Annotated in this window: 18 protein-coding genes; 9 read left to right on the top strand and 9 right to left on the bottom strand. The window is 67.7% G+C overall.

All coding sequences use genetic code 11. From position 1 onward, the window contains the following. The first annotated feature begins 3 nt into the window (after window positions 1-3). From JZ792_RS34280 to JZ792_RS34265, 4 genes are all read left to right on the top strand, one after another. Window positions 4-2,070, top strand: coding sequence for an acetyl/propionyl/methylcrotonyl-CoA carboxylase subunit alpha (locus JZ792_RS34280; RefSeq protein WP_216917052.1), 2,067 nt, complete (start codon window positions 4-6; stop codon window positions 2,068-2,070). A 3-nt stretch (window positions 2,071-2,073) separates the two neighbouring features. Then, window positions 2,074-3,234, top strand: a complete 1,161-nt coding sequence (locus JZ792_RS34275; RefSeq protein WP_216917051.1) for an acyl-CoA dehydrogenase family protein — start codon at window positions 2,074-2,076, stop codon at window positions 3,232-3,234. 103 nt (window positions 3,235-3,337) lie between these two features. Further along, window positions 3,338-4,120 carry an enoyl-CoA hydratase family protein gene (locus tag JZ792_RS34270; protein WP_216917050.1) on the top strand — a complete coding sequence of 261 codons (783 nt, stop codon included), beginning with the start codon at window positions 3,338-3,340 and terminating at the stop codon, window positions 4,118-4,120. Between the two features lie 4 nt (window positions 4,121-4,124). Beyond that, window positions 4,125-4,739, top strand: a complete 615-nt coding sequence (locus tag JZ792_RS34265) for a TetR/AcrR family transcriptional regulator (RefSeq protein WP_216917049.1) — start codon at window positions 4,125-4,127, stop codon at window positions 4,737-4,739. Between the two features lie 3 nt (window positions 4,740-4,742). Here JZ792_RS34265 and JZ792_RS34260 read toward each other — a convergent pair whose 3' ends face one another. From JZ792_RS34260 to JZ792_RS34245, 4 genes are all read right to left on the bottom strand, one after another. Then, entirely contained in the window at window positions 4,743-5,768 is a 1,026-nt protein-coding gene (locus JZ792_RS34260) for a hypothetical protein (RefSeq protein ID WP_216917048.1), read from the bottom strand. 162 nt (window positions 5,769-5,930) lie between these two features. After that, a complete protein-coding gene (locus tag JZ792_RS34255) occupies window positions 5,931-7,943 on the bottom strand; it encodes a glycosyltransferase family 39 protein (RefSeq protein ID WP_216917047.1) in 2,013 nt (670 codons plus the stop codon). Next, window positions 7,940-9,226 carry a bifunctional glycosyltransferase family 2/GtrA family protein gene (locus tag JZ792_RS34250; RefSeq protein ID WP_216917046.1) on the bottom strand — a complete coding sequence of 429 codons (1,287 nt, stop codon included), beginning with the start codon at window positions 9,224-9,226 and terminating at the stop codon, window positions 7,940-7,942. The genes JZ792_RS34255 and JZ792_RS34250 overlap by 4 nt, the downstream gene beginning before the upstream one ends. Window positions 9,227-9,305: 79 nt before the next feature. Then, a complete protein-coding gene (locus JZ792_RS34245) occupies window positions 9,306-9,950 on the bottom strand; it encodes an SAM-dependent methyltransferase (RefSeq protein ID WP_216917045.1) in 645 nt (214 codons plus the stop codon). 155 nt (window positions 9,951-10,105) lie between these two features. Here JZ792_RS34245 and JZ792_RS34240 point away from each other — a divergent pair, with 155 nt between their 5' ends. After that, window positions 10,106-10,825 (top strand): TetR/AcrR family transcriptional regulator, encoded by a 720-nt coding sequence (locus JZ792_RS34240; RefSeq protein ID WP_216917044.1) that lies wholly within the window; start codon window positions 10,106-10,108, stop codon window positions 10,823-10,825. Window positions 10,826-10,855: 30 nt separating this feature from the next. Here JZ792_RS34240 and thiD read toward each other — a convergent pair whose 3' ends face one another. Then, on the bottom strand, window positions 10,856-11,701 hold the full coding sequence (thiD, locus tag JZ792_RS34235) for a bifunctional hydroxymethylpyrimidine kinase/phosphomethylpyrimidine kinase (RefSeq protein WP_216917043.1): 846 nt from the start codon (window positions 11,699-11,701) through the stop codon (window positions 10,856-10,858). Between the two features lie 125 nt (window positions 11,702-11,826). Here thiD and JZ792_RS34230 point away from each other — a divergent pair, with 125 nt between their 5' ends. Further along, the gene (locus tag JZ792_RS34230; protein ID WP_254190742.1) at window positions 11,827-12,948 is read left to right on the top strand and encodes a GTP-binding protein; all 1,122 of its coding nucleotides are present in this window, start codon (window positions 11,827-11,829) and stop codon (window positions 12,946-12,948) included. 113 nt (window positions 12,949-13,061) lie between these two features. On the opposite strand, the gene JZ792_RS34225 is transcribed toward JZ792_RS34230, so the two are convergent. Then, a complete protein-coding gene (locus tag JZ792_RS34225; protein ID WP_216917041.1) occupies window positions 13,062-13,385 on the bottom strand; it encodes a hypothetical protein in 324 nt (107 codons plus the stop codon). A 155-nt stretch (window positions 13,386-13,540) separates the two neighbouring features. On the opposite strand from JZ792_RS34225, the gene JZ792_RS34220 reads away from it, so the two are divergent. Beyond that, complete coding sequence (locus JZ792_RS34220; protein WP_216917040.1) at window positions 13,541-13,834, top strand: hypothetical protein; 294 nt, start codon at window positions 13,541-13,543, stop codon at window positions 13,832-13,834. 13 nt (window positions 13,835-13,847) lie between these two features. On the opposite strand, the gene JZ792_RS34215 is transcribed toward JZ792_RS34220, so the two are convergent. Continuing rightward, complete coding sequence (locus JZ792_RS34215) at window positions 13,848-14,471, bottom strand: NAD(P)-dependent oxidoreductase (protein ID WP_216917039.1); 624 nt, start codon at window positions 14,469-14,471, stop codon at window positions 13,848-13,850. Window positions 14,472-14,601: 130 nt separating this feature from the next. Continuing rightward, entirely contained in the window at window positions 14,602-15,804 is a 1,203-nt protein-coding gene (locus tag JZ792_RS34210) for an epoxide hydrolase family protein (RefSeq protein ID WP_216917038.1), read from the bottom strand. Between the two features lie 88 nt (window positions 15,805-15,892). Between JZ792_RS34210 and JZ792_RS34205 the strand changes: the two genes are divergently transcribed. Both JZ792_RS34205 and JZ792_RS34200 read left to right on the top strand, forming a co-directional pair. Continuing rightward, on the top strand, window positions 15,893-16,549 hold the full coding sequence (locus tag JZ792_RS34205) for a TetR/AcrR family transcriptional regulator (RefSeq protein WP_216917037.1): 657 nt from the start codon (window positions 15,893-15,895) through the stop codon (window positions 16,547-16,549). Between the two features lie 188 nt (window positions 16,550-16,737). Next, a complete protein-coding gene (locus JZ792_RS34200; protein ID WP_216917036.1) occupies window positions 16,738-17,145 on the top strand; it encodes a VOC family protein in 408 nt (135 codons plus the stop codon). An 8-nt stretch (window positions 17,146-17,153) separates the two neighbouring features. Here JZ792_RS34200 and JZ792_RS34195 read toward each other — a convergent pair whose 3' ends face one another. Next, a complete protein-coding gene (locus JZ792_RS34195) occupies window positions 17,154-17,948 on the bottom strand; it encodes a thioesterase family protein (protein WP_216917035.1) in 795 nt (264 codons plus the stop codon). Between the last annotated feature and the right edge of the window lie 109 nt (window positions 17,949-18,057).

The following is an 18,057-nucleotide window of genomic DNA, read 5'->3' as shown; positions in this document are numbered from 1 at the left end:
ACGATGACCGCAGCACACAGCGATTCGGGTGAGATCACCTGCGTCCTGGTCGCCAACCGGGGCGAGATCGCGCGCCGGGTCTTCGCCACCTGTCGTCGCATGGGGCTGGGCACCGTCGCGGTGTATTCCGACGCCGACGCCGACGCGCCCCATGTCACCGAGGCCGACGCCGCCGTGCGTCTGCCCGGTAACACCCCCGGTGAGACCTACCTGCGCGGTGACCTGATCATCGAGGCGGCCTTCGCCGCCGGTGCCGACGCCATCCATCCCGGCTACGGATTCCTCTCGGAGAACGCCGAATTCGCCCGTGCCGTGCTGGCCGCGGGGTTGACCTGGACCGGTCCGCCGGTGGAGGCCATCGAGCAGATGGGTTCCAAGGTCGCGTCCAAGAAGATGATGGACGCGGCGGGCGTGCCGGTGCTGTCCGAACTGGATCCTTCCGAGGTCACCGAGGCGCAGCTGCCGGTGCTGATCAAAGCGTCGGCGGGCGGCGGCGGACGCGGTATGCGCGTGGTGCGGGCCCTCGCCGATCTGGCACCGCAGATCGCGGCGGCGCGGCGCGAGGCCGAATCGGCCTTCGGTGATCCGACGGTGTTCTGCGAGCGGTACCTGGAGACCGGCAGGCATATCGAAGTCCAGGTCATGGCCGATACGCACGGTGTCATCCTGGCGGTGGGCGAGCGGGAATGCTCGATCCAGCGCCGTCATCAGAAGGTCGTCGAGGAAGCACCGTCGCCGCTGGTCGAACGGGTCGACGGGATGCGGGAGCGACTGTTCGAGGCGGCGCGGCTGGCCGCGGGAGCCATCGGCTACACCGGCGCGGGCACCGTGGAATTCCTGGCCGACGAGGCGGGAGATTTCTTCTTCCTCGAGATGAACACCCGGCTACAGGTGGAACATCCGGTGACCGAATGCACCACCGGAACCGATCTGGTGCGCTGGCAGCTCGAGGTGGCCGCCGGTGGCGCGCTGCCCGCCGAAGCGCCTGCCCCGAGCGGACATTCGATCGAGGTCCGGCTCTACGCCGAGGATCCGGCGACGGAGTGGCAGCCGCAGAGCGGGACCGTGCGTCGCATCGAAATTCCGCAGGTCGTCACCGAATTCGGGCTGTTGGAGAAGCCGGGCGTCCGGTTGGACAGCGGTGTCGTCGACGGTTCGGTGGTCGGTGTGCACTACGACCCGATGCTGGCCAAAGTCATCTCCTACGGCGAAACCCGTTCCGAGGCAGCGCGACTGCTCGCGACCGCACTGCGACGCGCGCGGATCCACGGCTTGGTGACCAACCGCGATCTGCTCGTCCGCGTGTTGGGGCACCCGGCCTTCCTCGCCGGAGATACCGACACCGCGTTCTTCACCACCCACGGACTGGACGCGCTCGCGGCCCCGCTGGTGTCGGAGACCGACGAGGCACTGTCGATCGTGGCGGCCGCGCTCGCCGAGGCCGCCGCCAATCGTCGCACGGCACGGGTGGGCGGCGGTGTGCCCAGCGGTTGGCGCAATCTGCCCGCGCAGTCGCAGCGCAAGTCCTACGAGACGCGCGACGGCACGATCCACGAGGTGGGTTACCGCTTCGATCGCGGCGGTGCCGTCACGGTGGACGGCCACGACGGTCTGGCACTGATCGAGGCGGCACCGGAGCGGGTGGTGCTGTCGGTTCCGGGCGAACGCGGCCCGGTGCGCAGGCAATTCGCCATCGCGCGTTACGACGATCTGGTGTGCGTCGATTCCGCGCTGGGACCGGTCGCCGTGCGCAGACTGCCGCGCTTCAGCGATCCGTCGGATCAGGTGGCCACCGGCTCGCTGCTCGCTCCGATGCCGGGCAGTGTCATCAGGATCGGCGCGGAGGTCGGCAGCACGGTCACGCAGGGGCAGCCGATCCTGTGGCTGGAGGCGATGAAGATGGAGCACACCATCGCCGCGCCCGCCGCGGGTGTGCTGAGCGCACTCAATGTCAGCGTCGGCCAGCAGGTCGACATCGGGACCGTCCTCGCGGTCGTCGACCCCGAAGAGGCGTCCGTGAACGCCGAATCGACCACCGCGGTATCGACCACCGCGATTCAGGAGAACTGAGCAATGAGTTTCATCGAATCCGAAGAGCGCACAGCACTGCGGTCCGCGGTGGCCGCCCTCGCCGCGAAATACAACTACCGCGATTACGTGCTGCCGAAGGCGCGCAAGAACGAACCGCTGGACGAATTGTGGGACGAGGCGGGCAAACTCGGCTTCCTCGGGGTCAACCTGCCGGAGGAATTCGGCGGCGGTGGCGCGGGCATGTACGAACTCGCGCTGGTGATGGAGGAATTGGCGGCCCAGGGCGCGGGTCTGCTGCTGATGGTCGTCTCCCCGGCCATCTGCGGCACCATCATCACCAAGTACGGCACCGACGAGCAGAAACAGCAGTGGCTGCCCAAATTCGCCGACGGCACCGGCAAAATGGTCTTCGGCATCACCGAACCGGACGCCGGATCGAATTCGCACCAGATCACCACCACCGCGCGCCGCGACGGCGACGACTGGATCCTCAACGGCCGCAAGATCTTCATCTCCGGTGTCGATCAGGCCGAGGCCGTACTCATCGTCTCGCGCACCGAGGATCACAAGACCGGCAAACTCAAGCCGGCGCTGTTCATCGTCCCGACCGACGCTCCCGGATTCACCAAGGTGGCGCAGGAGATGGACATCATCGAACCCGACCACCAGTACAACCTGTTCCTCGACGACGTCCGGCTGCCGTCCACCGCGCTGGTCGGCAAGGAGGACGCCGCGCTGATGCAACTGTTCGCCGGACTCAACCCGGAGCGCATCATGGGCGCGGCCATGGCCGTCGGCATGGGCCGCTACGCGATCGAGCGCGCCGTCGAATACGCCAAGGAGCGCACGGTCTGGAAATCCCCGATCGGCGCGCACCAAGGCATCTCGCATCCGCTGGCACAGGTGAAGATCGAATTGGAACTGGCCAAACTGATGATGCAGAAGGCCGCGGGCCTCTACGACGCGGGCGACGAGATGGGTGCCGCGGAAGCCGCCAACATGGCGAAATACGCGGCCGCCGAAGCGAGTATCAAGGCTCTCGACCAGGCCATCCAGACCCACGGCGGCGCGGGCTTGACCAGGGATTACGGCTTGGCCGCCATGTTGGCCGCCGCTCGCATCGGCAGGATCGCGCCGGTGAGCAGGGAGATGATCCTCAACTTCGTCGCCCAGCATTCGCTCGGTCTGCCCAGGTCGTACTGATGCCGACCGGTCCAGGCGGACAGAACCGCCCCGATCACGCGGGTTCCCGGCGTTCGGTGGCGAGAATGTCCGCGTGGACCGGGCCCCAAGGACGGAGAAATCCATGAGCGACACCACAACGGCCCCGTACGTTCGCTACGAGGTGGGCGACGGCATCGCGACACTCACCCTCGACTCGCCGCACAACCGCAACGCGCTGTCCTCACGCTTGGTCGCCGAGCTGCTCGGCGGTCTCGATGACGCGGCGGCCGACCCGGCGGTGCGCGCCATCGTGCTGGCGCATACCGGCAACACCTTCTGCGCGGGGGCCGATCTGAGCGAGGCGGGTGACGCCGATCCGGCGGTGGCCGCCGACGAACGCACCAGGGCGATGATCGGGGTGCTGCGGCGATTGGTGGAGATCCCGAAACCTGTCGTCGCCCGGATCGACGGCAATGTGCGGGCGGGCGGAATGGGGATCGTCGCGGGCTGCGATCTGGTGGTGGCCGGGCCGGGAAGTTCGTTCGCCCTGACCGAGGTGCGGATCGGGCTGGCGCCTTTCATGATCTCGCTGACCCTGTTGCCGCGACTCGACCAGCGCGCCGCGAGCCGCTACTACCTGACCGGCGAGAAATTCGACGCGGCCACCGCCGAGAAGATCGGACTCGTCACGGTGACAGCCGCCGATCCGGCCGCCGAGGTGGCCCGGCTGTGCGGTGAGCTGCGAAAAGGCGCGCCGCAGGGGCTCGCCGAGGCCAAGCGGTTGGTGAACGCCGAACTGCTGGCGGGTTTCGACAGTTCGGCCGACGAACTCGCGCGCCGCTCGGCCAGTTTCTTCGGCACCCCCGAGGTGCAGGAGGGCATGATGGCCTTCCTCCAGCGTCGTCCGCCGAACTGGGCAGAATAATCCCATGGCGACACCTCACGAACCCAAGCAGGACCGCAGCCGCGCCACCCGGCAGCGCCTGCTCGAGGCGACGATCGACTGCCTGGCCGAGACCGGCTGGGCGGCGGCCACCGTCGCCGTGGTCGCCGAACGGGCCGGGGTGTCGCGCGGCGCGGCCCAGCACCATTTCCCGACCAGGGAAGAACTGATCACCGCCGCGCTCGAGTACATGTTCGACAGTCGCAACGAACAGGCCAGGGACGAGGCCGCGACGCTGTCGGAACTCGTCGACGGTGTCGCGCGCACCGAAGCGGTGGTGGCCGGGCTGGTCGAGTCCTACACCAGTTCACTGTTCAAGGCGGCCCTCCAGGTGTGGACGCACGCGGCCGCCGATCCGGTCCTGCGGGAGCGGATCGTGCCGCTGGAGGCCAAATTCGGCCGCGCCTCGCATCGGCGCGCGGTGGAGGCGCTCGGCGTCGACGACACCGACCCGGTCGCTCATCACCTGGTGCAGGCCACCCTCGACCTGGCCCGCGGGCTCGGTCTCGCCGATGTGCTCACCGATGACTCGGCGCGCCGCAAGCAGATCGTCCAGCAGTGGTCGGTCACCCTGCACACGGCACTGAACGCCGCTCGCTGAGCCCTACGCGTCCGGGTCTTTCGAGGGTTCGACGTGGGCGAACCAGCGCGCGGCTTCGGCCTTCGGCAGGACACGCTCCAGCACGAGTTCGCCCGCCATCGCGGGAAAGTACCGGCCCGCCTGCCAATCGCGCAGGTAGGGCGGGGGATCGAGGACGAGCATCCGGGTGCCGTCGACGACCGGGATATCCGAGGGCGTGCCCTCGTTCCACAACCAGGTTCCGTCGGGGGCGACGAGATTCAGCGAACCCCTGGTGATCACCCGTCCCTCGACGGTGCGGCAGACCGCCGCCGCGGCCGCGGACGGCGCGTCGCCGGGCAGATATCCGCCGCCGATGAGGACATCCGCGAGCAGGGTGTGCAGCTGGAAATTGTCGCCGATACCGGTCATGCGCACCAGATATCCCGAGCCGGTCTCCCGGTGCAGCACCACCACCGGTTCGTCGTCGAGGACCAGCAGCGCGTAGGCCAGATCCTTGCGCCAGTCGCCGCACAGTTTGGCGTACGCCTCGTGCCTGCGTGTCAGCGATTCGCGGGTGGCCCGAGTCAGGCCGCGCCGCACGGCCTCTCGCTGCATCAACGTCAGTGACGCGCGGATCCAGTGGTCCAGTGTCCACCACGACAGCGTCGCCTGGACACCGGCTCCGTCGTAGAAATCCGTCGGCTCGATACTCGCCGGGTCCGGCAGTTCGCCGCCCTCCGCGGCGGCCCAGTACTCGGCGAATTCTCGTGCCGCGTCCAGGGCTTCGGCGAGATCGGCCAGCACCGGCGGCGCGCAGGCGACCGCGTCCGCGCCGCGTTCCACGCACGCGCCGACCATCACCGCGATCTGCGCGCGCAGATCGTGCGGCACCGCGCCGAGCAGCGCGGCCAGCTGTGGCCCGGCCGCTCGGGCCTCGGCCTGGGACACGGTCCGGAAGGCATCGAGCAGTTCTCGGTGCGCCGATCGCACGGCGTCCTCGTCGACGGCACGAACCGCGCGTTCGAACGCCACGACAGCGTTCGGGAATCCGCCAATGCCCAGGTTCATGCGGAGCACCGTAACGATCACCGTGACCCTTGTCGAGCCCCCCGCGCCGGGGTGACCCGAACGTGTCGCAGCCCGATGACGTGCGCATTCGCTCCGGAACAGGTTGCCGCCCACGCGCACGCCGACGCGCACCGGCCGAGAGTGCCGGTGCGCGTCGATGTTTCAGTGCGCGGTCAGGTCGTAGAGGGTGACGCCGTCCACCACCGTCGCGGTGAAATTCTGCTCGACCCAGGCGGTGACCGCCGCGCTACCGGATTCCGAACCGCCGGGACCTCCCCGGCCGCCGCCGATGAAATAGTGGATCTTGCCCTCGGCGACGTACCGCTGGAATTGTTCGAGCGTCGGCGACGGATCGCTACCGTTGAACCCGCCGACCGGCATCACCGGCAATTCGGTCGCCAACTGATATCCGGCGGCACTGTTGGAACCGATCGCCGCGGCCACCCAGGTGTACTTGTCACCGTCGCTCTCCAACAGTGCGATCACCCGCGCACCGGGGGTACTCGAGCCGAGCAGTCCGCCCATACCGCCCGGTCCGCCCTGGTTCGTCTCGCTGGATTGCGCCGCGCCCAAGGTACCGTCAGGAACCGCACCGTTGCTCCCGTCCGCCCGGTTCTGACCGTCGGTACCCGGCCGCGTCCCACCCATCGCCCCGTTCATTCCGGAACGACCTTCACCGCCCATCGGCCCACGACCGTGCATCCCCCCGACATTCGGACCGGCGGTCGGCATCGATCCCTGATGCGCGGTCGCGATGGTATCGACGCTGTAGGCGACCGGCCCGGCCAGCCCGACCAGGATCGCGGCCAGCCCCGTGACCAGTCCGACCTTCCTCGGCGTCGGCCACAGCATCGCGACGGTGGTCACGATTCCGCCGACGAGCACCGTCCAGCGCAACCACGGAACGAAATTCGTACTGCGCGACAACAGCATCCACGCCGTCGCCGTCGTCACCGCGACCATCGCGGCCAGCGCGACGCGCACCCGACGGCGGTCGCGTTCACGCCACAGCGCCACGGCGCTCGCCCCGACCAGCGCGGCGACCGCCGGTGCGAGCGCGACGGTGTAGTACGCGTGGAAGATGCCGGCCATGAAGCTGAACACCAGCCCGGTGACCAGCAGCCAACCACCCCACAGGATCAGGGCCGCACGTCGCGGATCGGTGCGCGAAGCCTTACCGCGCAACAGGATTCCCGCGACGAGACCGATCAGCGCGGCCGGGATCAACCAGGCGATCTGACCGCCCTGCGCGGGTTCGAACAATCGGGTGATGCCGGTACTTCCCCACATCCCGTTACCGCCGGACGGCAGTTCGCCGCCGGGGCCGACGCTGCCGGTCTCCTCGCCGTTGAGCCGTCCGAGCCCGTTGTATCCGAGGGTGAGTTCCAGGATCGAATTATGCTGCGAGCCACCGATCCACGGCCGCGAGTCGGCGGGCCACAGCTCGACCGCGAGCAGCCACCAGCCCGCCGCGACGATCATCGCCGCGCCCGCGGCGAACAGTTGCGCGACGCGTTTTCCGAGCGCGGGCGGTCCGGCGACGAGGTAGGTCAGCGCGAGCGCGGGGACGACGAGCAGGACCTGCAACTGTTTGGTGAGGAAACCGAAACCGATGAAAGCGCCGGTGAGTACCAGCCATCGGGTCCGGCCGTCCTCGACGGCGCGTGTCATCGCCCAGGCCGCGGCCACCATGAGGAATACCAGCAGCGCGTCCGGGTTGTTGAACCGGAACATCAGCGCCGCGACCGGTGTAGCGGCCAGCGCCGACCCGGCCAGCAGACCGGCGGCGGGCCCGAACGGTCTGCGTACGGTCGCCCACACGAGTGCGACCGAGCCGACGCCGAGCAGCACCTCGGGGACGAGGATGCTCCAGCTGTTGAGCCCGAAGACTCGCACGGACAGTTCCATCAACCACAGCGACGCCGGTGGTTTGTCGACGGTGATGGAGTTGGCGGCATCGGAGGAGCCGAAGAAGAACGCCTCCCATGATTTCGAACCCGCCTGTACCGCAGCGGAATAGAAGGAGTTGGCCCAGCCGTTGGCGCTCAGGTCGATGAGATAGGCGATCGCGGTGCCCAGCAGAAGCGCGGCCAATGCCGGGTATTCCCAGCGGATCACCCGGCGTGCCGGAGGGGTCGGGGTGGCGAGGGGTTTCGCGGCTGTCAGCGTGGTCATCGGCTGCTCACCCCCTTCTGGAATTCAGGTCCGGCGAATGCTGGTGAGGGTTCGGGTGCGTCGGTCGGTCCGCTGTCGCGAAACACCCATCGCAGCCCGAGGAAGCGCGACAGTGTGGCGACGAGATTCGCCAGCACCAGCACGCACAGTTCGAGATGCACGGAGGCGTCCGGCGCCCAGCGGTGCAGCGAGAACAGCGAGCCGCTGGTGACCGCGAGCCCGAAGGCGAAGATGAGCAGGCCCTGGAACTGGTGTGCCACAGCGCCGTTCGTGCCACGCACGCCGAAGGTGAAGGCGCGGTTGGCTGCGGTATTGCCGATCGCGGTCACCAACAGCGCGAGGAAATTCGCGACCTGCGGGCCCGTGAAGGGCTGGGCCGCCAGATACAGCAGGGCATAGGCGAGCGTGGAGACGGCGCCGACGATGGCGAAGCGCACCACCTGCCCGACCATGCCGAGCGGCACACCCGGCACCAGTGGCTCCCGGCCGACCGACCGGCGCAGTTCCTCCAGCGGCAGTGCGCCGGTGGTGAGTCCGCGCCCCAACCGCCACACCCCGAGCAGATCCTTGCGCGCGGTGTCGACGATGTCGACGGTGCTGTCGGGATCGTCGATCCAGTCGACGGGCACTTCGTGGATGCGCAGCCCGGACCGTTCGGCGAGCACGAGCAGTTCGGTGTCGAAGAACCATTCCCCGTCCTGCACCAGCGGCAGCAGTCGTCGCGCGATATCGGTGCGCATCGCCTTGAATCCGCACTGCGCGTCGGAGAATCGCGCGCGCAGCGAGGCGCGAAGGATCAGGTTGTAGCAGCGCGAGATGAATTCGCGTTTCGGTCCGCGCACCACCCGCGAGTTCGGGGCCAGCCTGGTGCCGATCGCCACATCCGAATGGCCGGAGATCAGCGGGGCCACCAGCGGGAGCAGTGCGTTCAGGTCGGTGGACAGATCCACGTCCATGTAGGCGACGACCATGGCGTCGGACTGCTCCCAGACCGTCCGCAGCGCCCGGCCGCGGCCCTTGGCGTCCAGATGCACCACCCGCACGCCGTCGAGTTCGTCTTCGAGTAGCCGCGCTACCTGCATGGTGTCGTCGGTGCTCGCGTTGTCGGCGATGGTGATCCTGGCGGGGAAGGGGAATCCGCTGTTCAGGTAGGCGTGCAGTCGGCGCACGCAGACGCCGAGATCGGTTTCTTCGTTGTAGACGGGGATCACGACGTCGAGCACGGGCGTGATCACCGCTCCGGTTGGTTCCGCCCGGTGCGCGGCGGTCGCGGTTTCGGTCATGAGACCACCTTCGACAGCCGCGCTGCCGTCACGCTGGGTCCCAGCTGTGAGGTTGCTGGGACCACCGAATTCGTGGGCTTCAGGCGGTGCGGCGTACCCGCAGCACGGTGTCGGTGCGCACGCCTACCTGGCCCTCCGGGCCGATCATCTCCCGTTCGACCTCGTCGGAGGTCTCGACCCGCCATTGCCCCGGGGCGAGTGCGAGTCCGTCGAGGATCTCGTCGAGGGTGGGGAAATGCACGTCGACGTGGGCGTGTTCGACGAAACTCGCCCAACCGGCATGGCTGCCGATCACCAGCGACCCGCCGGGAGCCACCGCCTCGGTCGCCCGGCGCAACGTCCGCGTGCGCTCGTCGTGCTGCTCGACCGGGGAATGGAAGAACTGGGCGCTCACCAGGTCGAATTGTCCTTCGGGAAAGGTTTCCGACAGGTCGTGCTCGGCGAATTCGACGCGGTCCCGCACGCCCGCGCTCTCCGCGTGCGCCGCGGCCCGGCCGAGGGCGGTCGCCGAGATGTCGACGGCGGTCACGTGCCAGCCGCGCTCGGCCAGCCAGATCGCGTCGCCGCCTTCTCCGCAGCCGAGATCGAGTGCGGTCCCCGGTGTGAGTTCGGCGGCCTCGCGGACCAGAAGGGGGTTGGGTTGCCCGGTCCAGATCCGGTCGCGCTCCTGGTAGAAGCTTTCCCAGAATTCCTGCGGGTTGGTGTGCGCGGTGGTGTCGGTCATGACGCCATGGTGGGGTAGCGGCCGGAAACCGGGCCACTTTTCTTGCCGTTTCGGCAAATATATTGCCGGAACGGCCCGAGAGTAACCGTTACGGCGAACCGTTCCCGCGGACCGAATCGATCGAGGTCGACACGCAGGTTGGTACGGTCGCAGGTGTGAGGCAACGCGGCCGGAAAACAGACGAGAAGCCGCGCGTCGACGCGCGTACCGAGCGGTGGCGCGAGCATCGGCTGAAGGTGCGAGACGAATTCGTCGACGCCGCGTTCCGCGCGCTCGACACCTTCGGTCCCGAAGTCAGCATGGGCGATATCGCCAAGGAGGCCGGTGCGGCGAAACCCAAGCTGTACCGGCATTTCGAGGACAAGACCGACCTCTACAACGCCATCGCCGACCGGGTCCGCGACATCCTCTGGGAACGCATCACCGCGAGTATCGACCTGACCAACGACACGGCGGGCGACCTGGTCCGCCGCGGGGCCACCGAGTACATGCTCGTGGTCACCGAACATCCCAACGTCTTCCGGTTCATGCTGCACGGCCATTTCGCCCAGCACGCGGACGAATCCGGCCGGGCGCTGCAATCGGCGCGCCGGTCCGCGCGCCGCGCCGCCGAAATGATCGCCGGGCTGGTCGAGGACGGCTCGATCGACGTCGACAGTGTGGAACTCGTCAATTACTCGATATTCGGGGCGGTCGCCTCGGCCACCGACTGGTGGCTCGGCGCCAACCGGCTGCGCGCAGACACCATGCCCATCGAGAAGTTCGTCGCCTACCTGGCGGAGATGATCTCCGCGCTCGCGCAATCCAACGCCCGCCTCAACGGCATCTCCATCGACGCCGATCGACCGCTGCACCTCGCGTTCGAGAACGATTGAGTCCCGTCCCGAGCTGAACATCCCACGCGATCAGTTGTGCGTCAGCCGCCACAGCGGGGAGACCGGGCCGTGTCCCGAGCCCAGGTCGTAGGAGGCTTCCAGGCAGCGGCGGGTCCACTCCTTGGCGAATTCGACGGCGTCCGGGACGGTGTACCCGTTCGCGAGCGCGCAGGCGATGGCGGCCGCGAGGGTGTCGCCGCCGCCGTGGTCGTTGCCGGTGGCGAGACGTGGCGCGGTGTATTCGAGGAAGGTGTCGCCGTCGAAGAGCAGGTCGGTGCTGACATCCGAGGAACGCAGATGCCCGCCTTTGACGATCGACCACTGCGCGCCGAGCGTATGCAGTGATTCGGCGGCGCGGCGGGCGCTCGCGTCGTCGGTGACGTCGATCCCCGTGATGAGCCGGACCTCGTCGAGATTGGGTGTCACCACGGTCGCGAGCGGAATCAGCGTGTGCCGCACCGCGTCCAGCGCTTCCTCGTGCAACAGCGGATCACCGTGCATCGACGCGGCCACCGGGTCGACGACCAGTGGGATCGACCCGGCCCGCCCGATGCCGACCTCGCGGCAGACCTCGGCGACCGCCTCGATGATGGCCGTCGAGGCCAGCATGCCGGTCTTGGCCGCGCCGACGCCGATATCGCCTGCCACCGAGCGCACCTGGTCGGCCACGATCCGGGGCGGGATCTCGTGGAATCCGCTGACGCCGACGGAGTTCTGCACCGTCACCGCCGCGACCGCGACCAGCGCGTGCACCCCGCACAGGGCCATGGTGCGGGTGTCGGCCTGAATTCCGGCGCCACCGCCGGAGTCGGTGCCCGCGATCGTCAGGACTCGGACGGGGGTCTGTCCGGCGGCGGGAATCGGCAACAGCTTCACGGATCGACCCTACGACGCCCGACGAGTGCCCGGGATGCCCGGTTCGCCATTCGAGGCCCCGAGGGCTAGTTGCTAATGACAATCGTTATCATTAATCCAGGACCGCACCGCCGCGAACCGAACCGCTGCCCGTGACCGTGCTCTCCGGATTCCTCGGCGCGGGTAAGACAACGCTGCTCAACCACATCCTCGCCAATCGCGACGGCCGCCGGATCGCGGTCATCGTGAACGACATGAGCGAGATCAATATCGACGCCGCTCTCATCGCGGGTCAGGGACATCTCGACCGGACCGAGGAGAAATTGGTCGAGCTCACCAACGGATGCATCTGCTGCACGCTGCGCGAGGACCTGATCGAGGCGGTGGGCAGACTGGCCGACGAGGGACGGTTCGACCACCTTGTCGTCGAATCCACCGGAATCTCCGAACCCATGCCGGTGGCGGCCACCTTCGAATGGGAATTCGAGGACGGCTCCCGGCTCGGCGATGTCGCCCGGCTCGACACCATGGTGACCGTGGTCGACGCCTCGACCTTCCTCGTCGAAATCGCACGCGGACAAGCTCTCGCGGACCGGAATCTCGAAGCGGCACAGGGCGATACCCGCACCATTGCCGACCTGCTGATCGATCAGGTGGAATTCGCCGACGTGCTCCTGCTCAACAAGACCGACCTGGTGAGCACCACCGCCGCGGGCACCGTCGAGGCCACTCTGCGCCGTCTCAACCCCCGCGCGCGAATCCTGCGCACCGTCGACGGCATGGTGGATCTGGACCAGGTACTCGACACCGGCCGCTACAACCCGGAGACCGCCGCCGAATCCGACGGGTGGGCAGCGGAATTGGCGGGCGGTCACCTCCCGGAGACCGAGGAATTCGGCATCGGCAGCCTCACCTACACCTCGGCGCGCCCCTTCCATCCGCAGCGGCTCGCCGACGCGCTGCACCGGCTCCGAGGAATGTTGCGCAGCAAGGGTTTCTGTTGGCTCGCCAGCCGCCCCGGTTTCGCCGCCATCTGGTCCCAGGCCGGCCCCAACCTCACCTTCGAACCGGCCGCGTGGTGGTCGTCACTGGAAGAACCCGCCGGACAGGAGATCGTATTCATCGGCGTACGCATCGACCGCGACGAGGTCCGCGCGCTACTGGACGGGGCGTTGCTCACCGACCGGGAATTCGCGCTCGGCGCCACGGAGTGGATCACCTACGCCGACCCCTTCCCCGTGTGGGTCGACCTTCACGAACAAGTCTGACTGGTATCCCCGCGTCGAAGCGGTGTTCGTCCGCGGTGCGGCGATCACGGTGCCGATCCGGCTGGGCGCCGAGGTCCGCTCGACGTCGACGTCGTTCGTCGGGTCCCGGACACTCAGTCGAACAGTTCGCTCGCATCGGTCGCGGTCAGTGCGTGGACCAACCACTCTTCGAGTTGTTCGAGGTCGGTGCTCTCGGTGAGCCGAGAGCGTTGAGTGGTGGAAAGCCCGACGCCACGTTCGGTGAGCACTATCAGCACTGAACGCACTGCCTGCTCGGTCCGTCCCTGTGTGAGACCTTGTGCAAGACCTTCGGCCAAACCCTGTGCGAAACCTTCGGCCACGCCATCGGCCACGCCATCGGCCACGCCTTCAGCTAGACCTTGGGCGCGCAGCCGTTGTGCGGATTCCGAACGAAAGTACGACAGATCGGTGGCCATTTCGTCCCTCCACAGCTGGGCGGCGTCGGTGTGCGATATTCCCTGTTCGATGAGTTCGGCGTAGAACCCGGTTTCGTCGTCGTGGCCCCGACGGTGGAAGGCCGCGATGATCGCCTCGAGTATCGCACCGATCTCGGGGTGGAATCGGTACGCGATTGCGCCTCGACCACGAGCAGGAATGTGTCGTGCTCGGTCGTGATCCGCAGAACCGTGTCGGCCCGCCGTTCGACCGGGGAGGTCTCGGTCAGATCGACCGAGACCTGTTGCACGGCAATGGGGTCGGGGAAGGGGAGATCCAGGATGTGGAAGGCGTGGGCGAACGCGGCCGGGTTATGGGTGAAGATCCCGTGCATCGCTTCGTGCGACGAACTGATCATGCGCGGAGACTATCAATGATCGAACCTTTGTTCGAGTCGGACAAATACCCTGTCTCGGGCGAAATGACCTGAATCGGAAGCGATTTCAGTTCGAGATGCCCGGTGTTCGGTGGACGTAGGCCGTATCGGTCAGTTGTTCGAGCAGGAAATCCGCGATGTCGGCGCGGGAGATCTTCAGCGCCAGACCTTTCGCGTCGGCGCGGACGTCGCGGTGGAAGGCGGCGGTGCGGGGCCCGTCGGTGAAGGCGCTGGGGCGGACGATGGTCCACTCCAGGTCGCTGGCGCGTACGTAATCCTCTTGTGCGCCATGGTCGTTGTAGGCCTTGCGCAGCAGAATTCCGAAGAAGACGTACTTCCAGAGGAAGTCGAGATTCTCCCTGCTGTCGCCGACGCCGAGACTGCTCTGGCAGATCAGCCGTTTCACCCCGGTCCGCCGCATCGCCTCGACGACGGCCTTCGTGCCGCCGAACCGGACCAGCCCTTTCCTGCCGTCGCCGAGTGCGACGATCACCGCGTCCTGACCCTGCACCGCCCGCTGCGCCGCCACGCTGTCGAAGACATCGCCCTCCACCACGTGCAGCCGATCGTGGCGCCGGGTGATCCGCGCGGCGTCGCGGGTGAAGGCCGTCACCTCGTGGCCCTGTTCCAGTGCTTGCTCCACCACGAGCCGACCGACGCTACCGGTGGCTCCGAAGACCGCGATTCTCATGATTTCTCCCGATATCTCGAAACTGTTGTGCTGTAGGTGAATCCAGTACAACAGCGGCCGGGGGCGGGAACCATGGTCCGGCGTCTCGCGCGCATACGCGAGTGTCCAGGCCCCGCCACGGCCCTGCGCGCTACCGGTTGTCGACGGTGTGGAGGCGGGCGCTGTCCGTGGTCGGCGCCGGGGAGAACTCCTGGATGACCTGCGCGAAGAACCCGCGGATATCACCGACGAGCACGTCGGGCGCCTCGTGCGCGGCGTAATGTCCCCCCGCGTCGTTGGCCCCACCGGTGGCGTGGCCGAGGTCGTAGGAGTTCCAGCTGACGATGTTGTGGTGATCGCGTTCGGCGAATCTGCGGATGGACTGGAAATCGCCCGCGAACATGGCGAGGCCGATGGGGGTCGTGGTCGGTTCGACGGGGGACTCGGCGGTGTGGGCGTCCTCGTAGTAGAACCGGATCGAGGAACCCGCGGTGCCTGTCAGCCAGTAGATCGCCACATTCCCGATGACGAAATCCGAGTCGAGACTGGTTCCGAGCAGTTGCGCGTTCCAGCCGAGCAGGCCGACCGGGGAGTCCGCCAGCGCGAAGGCCAGGGTCTGTGGCTGCTGGCTGTGCAGGGTATTGAAGGCCATCTTGTTCTCGTGGAACCACTGGAGGTGGGCGAGCGCCGCCATATCTTCGGCGGACAGGCCCTCGAATTCGGCCGGATCGCCCGAGGGGAACGAATACAGCTGCGTCACATGGACTCCCAGCAGACGTTCCGGTGCGAGACGGGCCATTTCGGGAGCGATCATCGAGCCCGCGTCGTTGCCGATCGCGCCGAACTTCTCGTATCCGAGCCGCGACATCAACTCCAGCCACGCGCGCGCGGTCCTGCCCCGGTTCCAACCGGTGCTGCGGGTGGGACCGGAGAATCCGAATCCGGGCAGGGAGGGAACGACCACGTGGAACGCGGGCGCGTCGGCCGACTCGGGTTCGGTCAGCGGCGTGATGACGTCCAGGAATTCGAGGATGCTGCCGGGCCACCCGTGGGTCAGGATCGCGGGCACCGCGTCCGATCGGGACGACCTGATGTGCAGGAAGTGGATGTCCTCGCCGTCGATCTCGGTCGTGAACTGCGGCAGCGCGTTCAATCGCGCCTCCAGCGCCCGCCAATCGAACCGCTCGAGCCAGTACTCGGCGAGCGTGCGCACCCGCTCGTTCGGTACGCCGTAGGCATCGCCGACGCCGGGCAGTTCGTCGGGCCACAGTGCCCGGCGCAGGCGATCGGCGAGGTCGTCGAGCCGGGACTGCGGGATGTCGATGACGAAGGGGCGCACGGCGTTCGAGGACATCTGCTTCTCCTAATTGGAACGGAATGTTTTGTTCTGTTTAAACCATATCAGAACGGATCATTCCGTTTCAAGTGGTAATCTGGAACCCATGGCGAAGACCACCGATTCCCAGGCTCGACCAGCCCTTTCCGGGCGTAAGGCGCAGGCGGCCCGCAACGACGGGATCATCCTCGCGGCCGCCCGCGAGGTCTTCCTGGCCGATGCGGGCGCCCCCATCGCCGCCGTCGCGGAACGCGCGGGCGTCGGGATCAGCGCGCTGTACCGGCGCTATCCGAGCAAGGAGGTGCTGTTGCGCACGCTCTGCGAGGACGGGCTGCGCCGCTACAACGCCGAGGGGGACGCCGCGCTGGAGGAGTCGGACGGCTGGGAGGCGCTGGTCGGCTTCCTCGAACGAGTGGTCGACGCCGACGTCCACTCACTGGCCGTACAGCTGGCGGGCACCTTCACCCCCGACGAATCCCTGCTGCCCGAGGTCGTGCACTCCGGCGAGGTGAACGACGAGCTGGTGCGACGCGCGCACGCCACGGGGAAATTGCGGCCCGAGGTGAACTCTCTCGATCTCGGCCTGATCCTCGACGCCTGCGCCGCGATCACCGTCCCCGACCCGGCGCGCACAGCCCAGTTGCGCAGACGAACCCTGGCGATACTCGTCGCCGGACTCGCGGCCGACGGTGTCGAACTGCCCGGTCCGGCTCCGGTCGCGGGCGAATTCGCGTGGCGCTGGGAGCGTCGCGCCGATATCTGAGCGCCGAAGGGCGAGGTTGTCGCGGTAGGGCAGTCGCCACTGCCGAGCCGGGCGTCGGATTCAGGGCGTGGACCGGGCGCAAAGGAGGCCGTGACAACCCATCCCGCGATAGCCTTGGCCGCGTTCCTCGGCGTGCCCGAGATGATCGCGCCGCACGCTCACCGTCCCGGTAACGCAAAGGGCTGACTATGAACTGGACACTCGAGGTCGTCATCGTGCCCGTGTCGGATATCGACCGCGCCAAACGGTTCTACGCCGAGAAACTCGGCTTCGCCGTCGACCACGACACCGTCATCGGCGACGACATCCGCATCGTGCAACTGACCCCGCCGGGTTCGGGCTGTTCCGTCGTCATCGGCAAGGGCGCGGTTCCGGCGATGGAACCGGGGTCGGTCCAGGGCCTGCAACTCGTCGTTCCCGATATCCGGCAGGCACGCGAGGAACTCCTCGCGCGAGGTCTCGACGTCGGCGAGGTGCAGGTGGTCGGTGAGAACCCGAGGCCGATGCCGCATCCGCTCGACAATGTCGGGTTCCTGTTCTTCACCGACCCCGACGGCAACGGCTGGGCGATCCAGCAGATCTCCGACCGCGCCTGAGGTCCGGGTCAGCGCGGCCCGATCAGCAGGGTCTGGGTGCCACGCCCCAGCGGTCCCTTCTCATCGAACAGCACCGATTCGGCGAGGCCGATGCCGTGCGGCTGCGGATAGGTGACCGCGTCGAGGCAGACCCATTCGCCGACCGGCTGACGGTGCAGCGTCACCGTCAGATCGGTGTTGATGAACAGGAACCGATCCCAATCCAGTACCGCGCTCACACCGTTTCCCGAATCGGCGGCCGCGAGCGTGCGCTCCAGCGGACTCGGCGTGGTCCCGGCGACGATCGGGTACTTCAGCCGGATCCAGCAGATCGCCGGACCGGCTTCGGCGAAAGAGCCTGTCACGAAACGGTATTCGATTCCGGTGTGGAATCCGATCGCCTGCGTCGACGGGAAAGGCGCGGGCTCCGGTGCGTGATCGGGACCGGGACGCGCGCCGGTGGGCAGGATGGTCTCGGGTAGATCGAGTTCGGGATCGGCGAGTTTGAATCGCCAGGCGTTCGCGGTCATCACCGGACCACGCTCGCTGGACAGCGTCGCCTGGATCAATTCGACGCTGCGTCCGGCCCTGGCCACCCGGGTCTCGACGGTGAGCGGCTCGAGCGGCACCGGACCGAGGATCTCCACCGCGACCCGGCCGACCTGGAACCCCGCACGCGGTTCGCAGCGCTCGATGGCGTGTCCGAGCAGCGCCGAGGGTGGACCCGCGTGCTGGGCGTCCGGGGACCACGGCCCGCGCGTCAGTTCGGTGGAGAGAAATCGCCGCGGATCCTCGGGATCGGGCAGGTAGAAGGCATCGCTCACGGTCGTCGTCCGTCCCTCGGACCGGTGGGGCCGGTCGCCGGATTGTCGGTCGATTCTCGATTCTGCTACGACGCGCTATTGCCGTTCCTGCGGCCCCACCGCCCCCTCC

Origin of the sequence: Nocardia noduli, from assembly GCF_019038455.1 — a bacterium.
GTDB classification, from domain to species: Bacteria; Actinomycetota; Actinomycetes; order Mycobacteriales; family Mycobacteriaceae; genus Nocardia; species Nocardia noduli.
The sequence above is the reverse complement of the archived record's forward strand: the minus strand, read 5'-3'. Positions and strand labels throughout refer to the sequence as shown.